The 13,018-nt window shown below is 29.7% G+C and carries 15 protein-coding genes and 2 tRNA genes; 12 read left to right on the top strand and 5 right to left on the bottom strand.

Going from position 1 to position 13,018, the window contains the following annotated elements; translation table 11 throughout:
- The first annotated feature begins 19 nt into the window (after positions 1-19).
- Positions 20-1,705 (top strand): S1C family serine protease, encoded by a 1,686-nt coding sequence (locus LQ622_RS02960; RefSeq protein ID WP_037588900.1) that lies wholly within the window; start codon positions 20-22, stop codon positions 1,703-1,705.
- 17 nt (positions 1,706-1,722) lie between these two features.
- Positions 1,723-3,075 (top strand): TrkH family potassium uptake protein, encoded by a 1,353-nt coding sequence (locus tag LQ622_RS02955; RefSeq protein ID WP_037588901.1) that lies wholly within the window; start codon positions 1,723-1,725, stop codon positions 3,073-3,075.
- A gap of 36 nt (positions 3,076-3,111) precedes the next feature.
- On the opposite strand, the gene LQ622_RS02950 is transcribed toward LQ622_RS02955, so the two are convergent.
- Positions 3,112-4,584, bottom strand: a complete 1,473-nt coding sequence (locus LQ622_RS02950) for an ATP-binding protein (protein ID WP_239774701.1) — start codon at positions 4,582-4,584, stop codon at positions 3,112-3,114.
- 152 nt (positions 4,585-4,736) lie between these two features.
- Between LQ622_RS02950 and LQ622_RS02945 the strand changes: the two genes are divergently transcribed.
- Positions 4,737-6,248, top strand: a complete 1,512-nt coding sequence (locus tag LQ622_RS02945; protein WP_037588904.1) for a bifunctional metallophosphatase/5'-nucleotidase — start codon at positions 4,737-4,739, stop codon at positions 6,246-6,248.
- A 67-nt stretch (positions 6,249-6,315) separates the two neighbouring features.
- Here LQ622_RS02945 and LQ622_RS02940 read toward each other — a convergent pair whose 3' ends face one another.
- Together LQ622_RS02940 and LQ622_RS02935 are read right to left on the bottom strand one after the other, a co-directional pair.
- Positions 6,316-6,921 carry a CPBP family glutamic-type intramembrane protease gene (locus tag LQ622_RS02940; RefSeq protein WP_025905643.1) on the bottom strand — a complete coding sequence of 202 codons (606 nt, stop codon included), beginning with the start codon at positions 6,919-6,921 and terminating at the stop codon, positions 6,316-6,318.
- 2 nt (positions 6,922-6,923) lie between these two features.
- Entirely contained in the window at positions 6,924-7,109 is a 186-nt protein-coding gene (locus LQ622_RS02935) for a YkvS family protein (protein WP_025905642.1), read from the bottom strand.
- 169 nt (positions 7,110-7,278) lie between these two features.
- Here LQ622_RS02935 and lplA point away from each other — a divergent pair, with 169 nt between their 5' ends.
- Positions 7,279-8,274 (top strand): lipoate--protein ligase, encoded by a 996-nt coding sequence (gene lplA / locus LQ622_RS02930; RefSeq protein WP_204252813.1) that lies wholly within the window; start codon positions 7,279-7,281, stop codon positions 8,272-8,274.
- A gap of 73 nt (positions 8,275-8,347) precedes the next feature.
- On the opposite strand, the gene LQ622_RS02925 is transcribed toward lplA, so the two are convergent.
- Positions 8,348-8,563, bottom strand: coding sequence for an IDEAL domain-containing protein (locus tag LQ622_RS02925; RefSeq protein ID WP_016911637.1), 216 nt, complete (start codon positions 8,561-8,563; stop codon positions 8,348-8,350).
- A gap of 243 nt (positions 8,564-8,806) precedes the next feature.
- Between LQ622_RS02925 and LQ622_RS02920 the strand changes: the two genes are divergently transcribed.
- The 8 genes from LQ622_RS02920 (at position 8,807) to LQ622_RS02885 (ending at position 12,373) form a co-directional block, all read left to right on the top strand.
- Positions 8,807-9,172: a VOC family protein gene (locus LQ622_RS02920; protein ID WP_204167918.1), complete on the top strand. Its 366-nt coding sequence runs from the start codon at positions 8,807-8,809 to the stop codon at positions 9,170-9,172.
- Between the two features lie 112 nt (positions 9,173-9,284).
- Positions 9,285-9,839 carry a competence protein ComK gene (locus LQ622_RS02915; RefSeq protein ID WP_037588907.1) on the top strand — a complete coding sequence of 185 codons (555 nt, stop codon included), beginning with the start codon at positions 9,285-9,287 and terminating at the stop codon, positions 9,837-9,839.
- A 132-nt stretch (positions 9,840-9,971) separates the two neighbouring features.
- Positions 9,972-10,046 (top strand) — tRNA-Asn (locus LQ622_RS02910).
- Between the two features lies 1 nt (position 10,047).
- A tRNA-Ser gene (locus LQ622_RS02905) sits at positions 10,048-10,135 on the top strand.
- A gap of 265 nt (positions 10,136-10,400) precedes the next feature.
- On the top strand, positions 10,401-10,646 hold the full coding sequence (locus LQ622_RS02900) for a hypothetical protein (protein WP_239774700.1): 246 nt from the start codon (positions 10,401-10,403) through the stop codon (positions 10,644-10,646).
- Between the two features lie 437 nt (positions 10,647-11,083).
- On the top strand, positions 11,084-11,410 hold the full coding sequence (locus LQ622_RS02895) for a fibrinogen-binding protein (protein WP_239774699.1): 327 nt from the start codon (positions 11,084-11,086) through the stop codon (positions 11,408-11,410).
- Positions 11,411-11,935: 525 nt separating this feature from the next.
- Entirely contained in the window at positions 11,936-12,175 is a 240-nt protein-coding gene (locus tag LQ622_RS02890) for a hypothetical protein (RefSeq protein ID WP_204252815.1), read from the top strand.
- A 3-nt stretch (positions 12,176-12,178) separates the two neighbouring features.
- The gene (locus LQ622_RS02885; protein WP_239774698.1) at positions 12,179-12,373 is read left to right on the top strand and encodes an LSM domain protein; all 195 of its coding nucleotides are present in this window, start codon (positions 12,179-12,181) and stop codon (positions 12,371-12,373) included.
- Between the two features lie 170 nt (positions 12,374-12,543).
- On the opposite strand, the gene LQ622_RS02880 is transcribed toward LQ622_RS02885, so the two are convergent.
- Positions 12,544-12,753, bottom strand: coding sequence for a hypothetical protein (locus tag LQ622_RS02880; RefSeq protein WP_126477171.1), 210 nt, complete (start codon positions 12,751-12,753; stop codon positions 12,544-12,546).
- Positions 12,754-13,018: the final 265 nt, after the last annotated feature.

The following is a 13,018-nucleotide window of genomic DNA, read 5'->3' as shown; positions in this document are numbered from 1 at the left end:
AGATTGAGGAGGGCAATAAATGTCACGAAAAAAGCATGTCATTCCTAGAAATGAATATAAGAGACAGCGACGTGAATTTTTTCATAACGAAGAACGTGAAAAAAGAATCGAACAAGAGAAAAAAGAATATGAAATAAAAAAAGCTAATGAACGAGAACTTCAAAAGAAAAACGAATTACGTGTTAAGGAAAATATGCAAAAAGCACGTATTGAAAAATTAACGAAAGAAGAAATTAAAAAACAGGAAGAAGAATCCAAATCACATCCAACAATTGATTTAGATGATGACCGACTTGCTGAAACACATCAAGAACATAGTGAACAAGATGATGTATTACATAACGATGAAATTCAAACAAACAAAAAAGATAGCATAATAAACTCAGAGGAAAAACCTGAAGAGATTAAATATGAAAAAGTAAGTGAACAAAAACAGGCAGAAACAGATAAAGACTTTTCTAAAGACAATGACTTTGAAACAAATAAACAGCTCGGTGCAAGACATGATGAAAAAGTAGAACAAAAATCTCAAAATAAAAATAGTTTTCTCAATACATTTTTAACTAAAATAGAAAAGCATTGGCCAATCATTGCAATTATTTTAGCAATCATATTAATATTTATTTTAGTGTGGAGTATATTCCAAAATGTAAATCCTCCTAACGAAAGTAGAAAATCGATTGAAGAAAAACAATCTCAAAAAGGATTCCAAAAGCCTATTACGAATGTTATGGAAGCTGTAGAGAAATCTAAAAACTCAGTAGTAGGTGTATCTCATGAAGATTCAGATGTATCTAGTAAGAAAGAATCTTCAGCGAAGGAAAAAGAAGAAAATAGCGGCGTCGGTTCAGGCGTCGTTTACAAAGTTGAAAATAAAAAAGCATACATAGTAACAAATGCACATGTTGTATCAAGTGATAAGAAACCAATTATTACAGCAGCAAATGGTAAAAAGTATGATGGTAAAGTATTAGGATCAGATCAATGGTCTGATATTGCAGTCTTAACGATTCCAATCGAAAAAACTGAAGATTTTAAACCTATTAAATTTGAGGACTCAGACAATTTAATTTTAGGTGAAACAGCTATCGTCATAGGTAGTCCGTTAGGCGCTGAATTCCAAAATAGTATTTCTACAGGTGTTGTTTCTGGGCTAGACAGAAAAGTTCCTGTTGATTTTAATGGCGATGACGAGTATGATTGGGAAATTAAAGCTATTCAAACAGATGCTGCAGTCAACCCTGGTAACTCAGGTGGTCCTGTATTAGACTCACAAGGTAATTTAATCGGTATTGTATCATTGAAAATCGATATGCCTAATGTAGAAGGTATGGCGTTTGCAATTCCATCAAATGACGCTACTGATTACATTAATAAATTAGAGAAAAATGGTAAAATTGAACGTCCAGAATTAGGTATTATGGCTCAAAACTATTCTAAAATGAGTGATAGCGAAAAGTCACAAATATCTTTACCTGATAAATATAAATCAGGAATGGCAATTACAGGTGTTACAAAAGACGGTAACGCAGATAAAGCTGGCGTTAAATTTAATGATGTAATCGTTGGTATTAACGATACAAAAATTGAAAATAATCTTGAATTTAGAAAAGAGTTATATAATAATCATAAAAAAGGCGACAGTGTTAACTTGAAGCTTATCCGAGATGGAAAAGAAATTACGAAAAAATTAACATTGAAATAAAATAGAGGTGACAATTTGTGTCCATTATAAAATACTTTTTTCAAAAAATGACTCCACAACAAGGTATTGTATTATATTATTTGGGCGCAATTATTGTCGCCTTTTTATTATTAAATTTACCTTATGTTGTTAAACCTGGTGTTAAAATTGCACCAGTCGATACATTATTTGTTGCTGTATCTGGTGTCAGTGTAACGGGGTTAACACCTGTTACAATTGAAGATACGTTCACCATATTTGGACAAGCTATTATCCTGATTATACTTAATATTGGTGGTATAGGTGTAATGGCTATTGGTACATTACTATGGGTCATTTTAGGTAAACATATCGGTTTACGTGAACGCCAATTAATCATGTTAGATAGTAATTCAAACGCAATGAATGGTGTTGTGAAGTTAATATTAGATATTGTGAGAACAATATTAATGATTGAAGTTATTGGTGCGATATTGTTATCATTTTACTTCTATAAAGATATTGGATCGGTGAAAGAAGCAATCCATCACGGTATCTTTGCATCTATTTCAGCAACTACAAACGGTGGGCTTGATATTACAGGCGAATCATTAGCGCCTTATGCGAATGATTATTTCGTTCAAACAATCATTATGTTACTTATTATGTTAGGTGCAATCGGCTTCCCTGTATTAATTGAAGTCAAAACATACATGAAAAATACAATTCCAAACTTTAGATTCTCGCTATTCACTAAAATTGCGAGTGCGACATATTTATTTTTATTTTTATTAGGAACAATCGTGATTTATTTATTTGAGTTTTCAAATGCATTTAAAGATGTTTCGTGGCATAAAGCTTTATTCTATGCAATGTTCCAATCATCATCTACAAGAAGTGCTGGACTTTCAACTATAGATTTAAGTCATTTTACTGAAGCGACCAACTTCTTCTTAGGTGGATTAATGTTTATAGGATCTTCACCTAGTTCAGTAGGTGGTGGTATAAGAACAACAACATTTACAATACTTGTCTTATACTTAGTGAACTTTAGTAATGGTCGAACAACTATTAAAGCTTTCAATAGAGAAATACATCCAATTGATATACAAAGATCATTTGCAGTTATTTCACTTGCATTAGCGATTACGTTTGTAGGTGTGTTATCTGTTGTTCGATTTGAAGATGGTAAACATGATTTGTTATCTATATTCTTTGAAACGATGTCAGCGTTCGGGACATGTGGATTATCAATGGGGATTACAGATGGCTTACAATTAGGATCTAAAATCGTCATCATGATGTTGATGTTTATAGGTCGGGTAGGTCTATTATGTTTCGTCGTCATGTTAGGTGGAAAATCAACACCTGATAAATTCCATTATCCTAAAGAACGTATACAAATAGGCTAAATATAAAAAGCAAGCGGCTGGGCCGCTTGCTTTTTCTTATGGCTTAATAGTTGGTATGGTGATTATAAACGTAGTACCTTTAGTCATATTTGTAAATACGCTAATTTCGCCTTCCCAATCTTCAATGAGTTTCTTACTTAAATATAAACCGAGTCCACTACCAGATTCTTTCGTTGTAAAGAAAGGATCGAATATCTTTTGTTGTGTCTCTTTAGACATACCGACACCGTTATCTTTAAATATAATCGTTACTTGGTTTGCATGTGTATGTTGTAATTGAATTTCAATTTCTGGTTGTTCAACATCTATTAAAGCATCTTTAGCATTTTGAATAAGATTGATGAGAATTTGTTTTAATTGATCTTCTGAAATAAATGCAAAGATAGGGGTATCTGGCAATGTTAAAGCAATTTTAATGTTATGTTGTTCAAGTTCATATTTCAAAAACTGAGAAACTTCTTTGATAGATTGATTAATGTCGACATTTGAATAGGCAAGATTAGTTGGCTTTCCTAAAAATAAAAATTGAGTAACGATATTGTTAATTCTATCTAGTTCTTCTGAAATGATATTAAAGTGATGATCTTGTTTATCTTTATCATATTTCATTCTCGTTAGTTCAATAAATCCATTAATGCTTGTAAGTGGATTTTTAATTTCGTGTGCTGTATTAGCAGCGAGTGTACCAATTAATCTAAGCTTTTCATTATTAGCTTGTTCGATTACTTTTTCATGTTCTAATCGTTCGGATCTATTTTTAAATATAAGTGTCACAATAGATAATAATAAAAATACCACTAAAAATATTAAAAGAATCGGTAAAATAATACGCGTTATAAAATTATACTGTCCGCTAATTGTTAATGAAATAGGTAATTGATCATACATATAATTTATAGATTTAGAATGTTTATATTCTTTTCCAACTTGATAGATTTCAGTTCCATCGATACCATTGACTTGAATATGATATCGTTGAGAAATTAAATTAACTTCATTTTTAAAAGAAGACATATTTATTTCTGATGCGACAATGTAGTCTTTGTTTTGAACTTTTAAATGATTCGTTAATAACAATGTATTGGCATTTTTTAATGAAATATTTTCACTACTTAAACTTAAATTAGCTGTAAAAGGAAAATGAAATTTATATTTGTTAAAATCTTTAAGAGAGGTATAATCAGCCCCTTTTGAGTCATAGACGATTTCTTTCTTGTCATTCAAAATATAAATATGATCAATCCATGTATATCTAATGTGATTATCTTCTAAAAATTGATTAATAAATTTTTCATTGCGGCTGTTAGATAAAATAGTCGTTAAAGATTCAGAGATGCTATTTGATTCGTTTATAAATGTATTAATTTTTAAGTTTACAATTTCTTTTGTCGTTTCTAATCTTTGATTCACTCTATTTGTATAATTTTTATTTATAATAAAACCGATAGTTAATGAAATGACTAAAGCGATAGCAAAATTAATGATGATTAATTTATTAAATGATTTCATTATTGCCTCCAAGTTTATTGTTTACTAATAGAGTATATTATGATTAACAATTATTGCCAATACATATTAAATAAATTTTCTATCCAAATGGTCGTAAACTGCCCTAACAGTATTTAAAAATGGTAAAATAAATAAAAAAGGTGGGGATAGCATTGAATACGAATGAAACCATAACAATTGATTTATTAGCTACTTCTGACTTACATGGACAAATAGGAAAAAGTGGTATTAGTGGTAACATTCTAAAGATGGCCACTTACGTTAAACATAAACGCAAAACCAATCACCATGTCTTATTGTTAGATAATGGTGGCATGTTGTCAGGTTCAATGTTTGCTTTTTATTATGCTCAAATTGCCCCATACAAGAGAAATCCAATGATTAAAGTGATGAATGAAATGCAATTTGATGCAAGTGGTGTGAGCCCTGATGAATTCAACTTTGGCTTAGACTTCTTAAATAAATCTATCGCATTAAGCAGATTTCCTTGGTTAGCAGCAAATATTGAACATAGTAAGACACGTGAACCATATTTTACAACACCTTATACGATTAAATATGTAGAAGGTATAAAAATAGGTATCATAGGATTTACATCAAGTGGCCTTATGGAAAATAAAAACGTTGAGTTTGAAGACGAAGTGCTTGTTGGTGAGTCTATGACTACAGCTAAAAAATGGGTGAGATATTTACATGAAAAAGAAAGCCCTGACTTCTTGATTATGTTATACCATGGTGGCTTAAACACTTATACAGATAAAAATAATTATAGATCATATTACAGTAACAACGCTGAAAGTATGACGAAAAGTACGGAAGGCGTTAATGTCATTATTACAGGTCATCAAGAACATATCGTCGATCTTAAAGTCGAAGAAACACAGTTTATACAACCAGGTAAAGATGCTACGAATATTGTAGATATGTCTATTCAATTTAAGAAAAGAGCAAACTCAGTAGAAATTATTGATACTTCTATTAAGCACGTAGAAATTTCAAGTTATCCTGAAGATAGAGATTTATTGGAACTAACGTATTTCGACCAAAAAGCTGTCCAACATTGGTCTGAACAGAGCGTTGTTGACGTACCTGTTGTATTAGATTATAAACATTTAACAGACTTATTTATTAAACCGCATAAGTTCATGGAATGTATTCAACAAAGTATGACGAGAGCATTTAAAGCGTCTGATTTTGTTTGTGCACAAATTGGAAATCCGACAGGAAACGGTTTACGTGGCGAGTTACAAGTTAAAGATGTTTATCAATCATATGTACATACTGATAAACCTGTCAAAATTAATTTATCTGGTGCTGAAATAAAGCGCATTATAGAAAGAACTGCTACAGCACTGTATAAAGAAGGGGACACGGTTCAATATAATGACCATATTTTAGAACCGACACTTATGACTGTATGGAAAGGTTTTGAATATACGATTGATTTGAGTAAACCTGTAGGTAGTAGAGTTAACTTAAATAATATTGATTTAGAAGCTTCTTATTCAGTTATTATGACGGACTATTTATTTAGACACGTTAATAAGATTATTTCTGAATCAACGTATGAGAGAGCGAAGAAGACCGTCATCGAATATATGATTGAAGAACTGGCAGAATCAAAAGGTAAATATAATTTAGAACATCATTTTGAAGTATTATAATATAAAAATACCCCTAAAAAGTTAGCATAATTGCTAAACTTTTTGGGGGTTGTTTTTATTAAATGTATTAGCTGAAAATGATAACGAGTATGATGATTGCTGCAATTTGAGCTACATAAGATGTTACGATTCTTTTCGTATAGAAATACAATGTAGATAATATGAGTTGTGCTAAAAATATAAACATAAATATAGCTAAATTATCTAAATATAAAAATAGTGAACTAGATGCAAGGGCACTCACAACGATTGCAATAATAGGTTGTGAAAATTTCAGTTGTAACTGATTTTGTAAAATTGTTCTAATATATAACTCATGACAAGGTATAGCAATAACAATTGTTACAAGCATTTGCCACTTATAAAATACGCCAGCATGCATTAATTCTTTTAATAAGGATGCATATGACAAGCCATTATAAATTTGTGATAATAATAGCTGAAGTAGAACTAATATAATGGCACCAATGAGACCATATCCAATTGATTGAAGTAATCGCTTAGATTTGATGTCACGTTGATAAAAGACATAGCTAATGCCCGCAATCAGCATAATACCAGTATATAAGTACCAGAATACTTCTTTTTCACCTTGCATAATGAATAAAATAATGTGAAAAATAATGAAACTAGATATGAACCATATTAACTGAGGATTAATTTGTCTCTTCACTATTATCCCTCTTCAGAAATTATTGTATAACGCTTATGATTCACTACAGTTTTTTCAGGTAACTCTAAACTTTCAAAGTTATCCATAATTGTGATATCTACGATAACTGAGTTTTCATTAATTTTTTCAACTCTACCTCTTAATCCATCTTGAAACTCTATGATATTTCCAACTTCTGCGATTGTCATCTTATTCCTCCTAAATAATACTAAGAAACATTATACTAAATAATACCCAGTTTATAAAGTATTAACAAATATACTCTATTTTAACATAAACATATCATACATATGATTAATCAAACATATGGTACTATATACTTGAGGCTATTTGGGGAGAAAAGAAGGAGGAAATATAATGAAATTTGTAAGTAATAATGGTATTAACGATCCGATGATTAATTTAGCTATGGAGGAATATGTCTTAACTTCTCTTCCTAAAGATGATAGTTATTTCCTTTTCTATATTAATCAACCATCCATTATTGTAGGGAAAAATCAAAATACAATCGAAGAAGTTAACCAAGAGTATGTTGAGAAAAACAACATCAAAGTTGTAAGAAGAATTTCTGGTGGTGGAGCTGTATATCACGATTTAGGTAATTTAAACTTTAGTTTTGTTACAAAAGATGACGAAGACAGTTTCCATAACTTTGCGAAATTTACACAACCAATTGTTGATGCTTTAAATGAAATGGGCGTTAAAGCAGAATTATCTGGTAGAAATGATATACAAGTCGGGGAAAGAAAAATATCAGGTAATGCAATGGTTAAACAAAAAGATCGCATGTTCTCACATGGAACATTGATGTTAAATAGTGAAATCGAAGAGGTTGTAAATGCACTTCGCGTTAACGAAGCAAAAATAAAATCTAAAGGTATTAAATCTATAAGATCACGTGTCGCAAACATACAAGAGTTCTTAGAAGAGCCAATGGATATTGAAACATTTAAACAACGTATACTTACCTCTATCTTCAAACAACAAGGTAGTGAAGAAGTTGAAGAGTACCATTTAACAGATGAAGATTGGGATAACATTAATGAACTAAGTAAAAATAAATACCAAAAATGGGAATGGAATTACGGTAAGAATCCTAAATACAACTTTGAAAGAAGTCATAAATTTGATAGAGGACTTGTCCAAATTAAATTAGATGTTAAAAAAGGTAAAATAGAACACGCAGCAATATTCGGTGATTTCTTTGGTGTCGGCGATGTAAAAGATATTGAAGAAGCATTAATAGGTGTTCAACATCAAAAATCATCCATTCAAGAAGCATTAAAAGATATTGATGTTTATCACTATTTTGGAGATATCGCTAAAGAAGAAATTATTAATTTAATGCTATAAACAAATAAAAGAGACTATTTTTGAATGTTTTCAAAAGTAGTCTCTTATTATGTGTTAAATTTTAAATGACAACTCACGATTGTAAATCCTCCAACTGAATTAATTCTTCACTGTATTGTTCAAATAAAGTATTATTACGATTCGCAAGTGCTTCATCAATTAAAACCATTAATTCTCTTTTACGATTTTCACGTAAAGCAGAGTCAATTACAAGCTCAACTGATAAATCATTTAAGTTATTAACAAAAGTTTCTAAACTCTGGTGCTTAACTTGAGAATATTGTTTCATTTTAAACAACCCCTTGACTTTATTTGTTAAAATTATAGCGTATTTATTTTCTAAATGCAATGAATATTCAGAAATTTTAAAAAGTAAATTTATAATTCGAAATCAGTGATAAACTTACTCTATAAATTCATTATATGTTACTATAATCTAATTTCAAATTATTTTGCTCACAATTCAGAATACGGTTGTGAAAGTTTTGAGCAGTCGAACCATATATAACAAAAATACTTAAGGAGAATCATTATGTATCAATTAAAAAATTGGGATCATGTTCAATTATCAGCACCTAAAGGATCAGAGGATAAAGCACGATATTTCTATTGTAATCAATTAGGGTTTAAAGAAGTAGAAAAGCCTGAGTCATTGAGAGGTAATGGAGGCGTTTGGTTTAATATTAATCAAATTGATTTGCATATTGGTATTGAAGAAGCGTTCGAACCATTAAAAAAGGCGCATCCAGCTATTAATGTTGAAAATCTAGATGATTTAAAAGAACATTTAACGAATGAAAAAATAGAGTTTAAAGCAGATAATCGTTTTCCAGATGCAAATAGAATCCATTTATTAGATCCTTTTGGAAATCGATTAGAATTTATAGAAAAACAATAGAATTTCTTTCAAAAAGTATTGACTTCTATTTAAATATAGATTATATTTTATGTAATTACAATAAATGTAAATCCATTCGTTGTAATTACATAAAATTTGAAAGGAGAATATTATGACTAAATACGTAATTAAACAAAATACGATGTACATTAGAGGAGTTAAAGTAGACGATCACACCATTCATACTGAGGTGTCTGAAGCGGGTAGAGAACCATTCATCGTTAAACAGAAGCCTCAAGAAATTATGAATCAGTCATGTCGCTTTTATGGCGAACACTTCAATGAAAGAAAGCTTTTTACAAAAAGGCTTACCAGAATTACAAGCAAACCCCCGATTTTAGTATCCGCAGTTACATCCACTTATTTTTTCTGCACAGGTTCTGAAAGGTCAATAGACAACACATGGATAAATATACTCTATGTTAAAGATTTCAAAGAATATAATGGTAATAAGACCAAGATGTTTTTAGAGCAAGATCAAAGCCTCGTTTTTCCAATTTCCTACCACGTAATTAATCACCAATACTTAAACTGTTTATGTTTGTACTATAGAAATCACCGTAATAATATCTTTATTAAGCAGCTAAATACACCAAATATAGATTTAACTCAAGATGGGTATAGTGTACTTGATGTTATTAAGATGTATTTGAAAAATCAACATTAGCATATTAAAATAAATATTAACGGAACAAGTGCAACTAAAGTGTAAATGTTCCGTTAATTTTTTTAGGTTTTCTCTTGAAAATATTACGATGCTTGATATAATAGTATTTGTGCTTGATAAAAATTTAATTATTCCACAGTAGCTCAGTGGTAGAGCTATCGGCTGTTAACCGATCGGTCGTAGGTTCGAGTCCTACCTGTGGAGCCATGGAGATGTACTCAAGTTGGCTGAAGAGGCGCCCCTGCTAAGGGTGTAGGTCGTTCTGCGGCGCGAGGGTTCGAATCCCTCCATCTCCGCTCAGATTAATTAGTCACGTATAGTGAAAAGAAAAAACCTTGATAATTCAAGGTTTTTTCTTTTTTTATTTAGGCTGATTTATTATTTTTGGTCACAGCCTGGTCACACTAGCATCATATTTTTAATCATGTGACCATAATGATCATTTATCCTAGTTATAAAAAAGCTCTTGAACATAATTTAGTGAATAATTATAATATTGGATATAAAAAGCGTATTAGCAATAATACTTTAGTCATTTAAGTCTTAAATGGAGTGATTAAGATGTTAACAATGGAGTTAATTGAATACAATGATGAAATAATGACTTATAATTATTATCCTGAAGATAATAAAGAACTAACGCCTGGTCAAATTACAATGCGTAGACACGACAAAGAAATAATAGATTTTACTAAAACTGAAATGGAAAAATATAAGTCATTATATTTTGTACATGCTGCTAGTAGAATGAGAGATATTGTTGATTTAGAAGAATTACCTAAAACACAATTCGTTGCATGGGGATAAGCTCTGTGTAGCGTTATAATAATATGAGGTGATTACAATGACAAATAAAGCTAAAGATATTTTTATGATTACTATCAATATAATAATCATTATTTGTTGCATTTCCTTAATTTATTATATGTTAACCAAATAAAAATAGACTCGGAATTAATATATGAAGAATGAAATAGCCAACACTACATATGAATACACAAAAGCTCACCTAAATGAAATAGGTGGGCTTTTTTAGTTTGAGATCGTGGTTGATGTTCAACACAATGTTTAATGCATTATTTGATATTTTTCTACATTATTGTATGTAAATCATTTGTGGGAGTTCAACAAGTCAAAAACCTGATGGTGCCATTTGTATTTAATAATTAATTAAGAAATAGTTAATGGTTTTATATTACTCATTCTGTAAAATATACATATACTTTATAGATAGGAGAATACATATGCAATTATCCAAAAAATTACTATTAGCATTTACATCATTAGGATTGGCACTAACAGTTTCGATAGGAGAGGCTGATGCTAAACAAGCTGGTCAAACTCAGGTAAAATACAATGCCTATGATTACAAGAACTTATTAGATGAAAAGGTTATGGCAGCTAAACAAGCTGTAAATAAGTTGAAACGCGATAAAACGATTAAAAGCCATAGAGTTGCTCAAAGAGCAGTAAATAGAATCCATGAAACGGCTGGTAAATCGTATGCAGCAGAAAAGAAAAAATTGCAAAAAGAAATAGACATTGTACTCAAAAATAATTACTTAAGATAATATGAAATTTCTTTCACACTTTCATCTTACTAGTTTATTTATTATGTTTTTATATATCTATGTGTGAGAGTTAAATATACATTAAGTTGATTGGCGAGATAATTGTCGCATTCAAGATAATGATCCACTTTAATTAGTGGGTCTTTTTTAATAGGCTAATTTAATAATCTTAATCATAACGTAACTAAATATGAATATCAAAAATCTTACCTAAATGAAATAGGTGGGCTTTTTTAGTTTGAGATCGTGGTTGATGTTAATCACAATGTTTAATAGCTTTTTTCTTTATTGTAAGAATTTTGAAAAAATTATATAATATAGTAAAAATTCTTACAATAAGTGAGATATAAGGTTGAAGAAATACGAAATGACACTAGACACTTATATGCCACTTAAAAATACGGCTGAAGCATTCTAAAAAAGAGCTGAGAGAGAAGAAAAAGAACAACTAAAACACCGACAAACAAAAAGAGAAAATGAATTAAAACACTAGAAGAGTTAATTAGAAAAAGGATGTAATGAGTAATGTTAGTTTTAATATTAGTATGTAAAGACGAAAAAAGCGTGACTTATGATTATTATCCCGAAAACGAAAAAGCGTCAGGGAGAATTACTATAAGAATTGATGATTGTGAAATACTCTATGCAAAAAAATCGGAATATGATCAAGATACAAGTAACTATTTAGGGCATGCGATTTATAGAATTAAGAAATATATCAAAAATAATGAGTTTCCTGAAACCGATCTTGTAGCATGGGGATAAATTATGAAACTGTGGACTTATGTAGGAAAAATGGTATTAATTGAAGCAGATGATGGTCAACAATTCACAGGTAAAGTTATAACTTATGATGATGAAATGGATAATGAAAGTGGAGAATATTCTATATATTTAGATACAGGAATACAAATATACGACTTTGATGAAAGTGAAATAAAGTCGATTGAAATTTTAGATTAAGCACCTAAAAAAAAATTAATGGTTATGGTACTATTTTTTTGTCAAATTTTTAGCTATCACAGTGTTGTGATAGCTTGTTTTTATGTAAAAATTTTTTTGATGATATTATAAGAATGTATGGAAAATAAAGTTCAAAGATTTGAAAAAGAATATTTATTTTTCAAATTTTGCTATTTTATCTTACCATTTTTATTTTGTTTGCTAGGATCGAATACAGTTGAAACGAAAAGTGTGATTAATATAGTAAAAATCAACATGCTAATGACAGCTAGTATTCTAGCGATAGGATTTTCTTTATATATAACAACATAGAATCCTTGAATGAAAAAATAAAGATATATAGGTATTAATGCAACTAAGATATTTTTCATGTTAGTCATTATTTAGTACACCTCATTTATTATTAGTTCTCTGTTTTTCTTTTGCTTTAAAATATATTAAGTTTAGTATGATAAATATAATGATAAATATGCTATAAACTCTTGAATAACTTTCTTTAATTTGGATGACATTAAATATGACAAATAAATTGAAAGTAAAGAATAAAAGTATAACGATAAATAATAGATTAAGAGCATAATTTTTCATGATACCAATCCTTATTGTCTAATATATATTTTACCTTTAAAACATAATTATTTAAGA

Origin of the sequence: Mammaliicoccus sp. N-M50 (genome assembly GCF_022386995.1) — a bacterium.
GTDB classification, from domain to species: domain Bacteria; phylum Bacillota; class Bacilli; order Staphylococcales; family Staphylococcaceae; genus Mammaliicoccus; species Mammaliicoccus sciuri_A.
The sequence above is the reverse complement of the archived record's forward strand: the minus strand, read 5'-3'. Positions and strand labels throughout refer to the sequence as shown.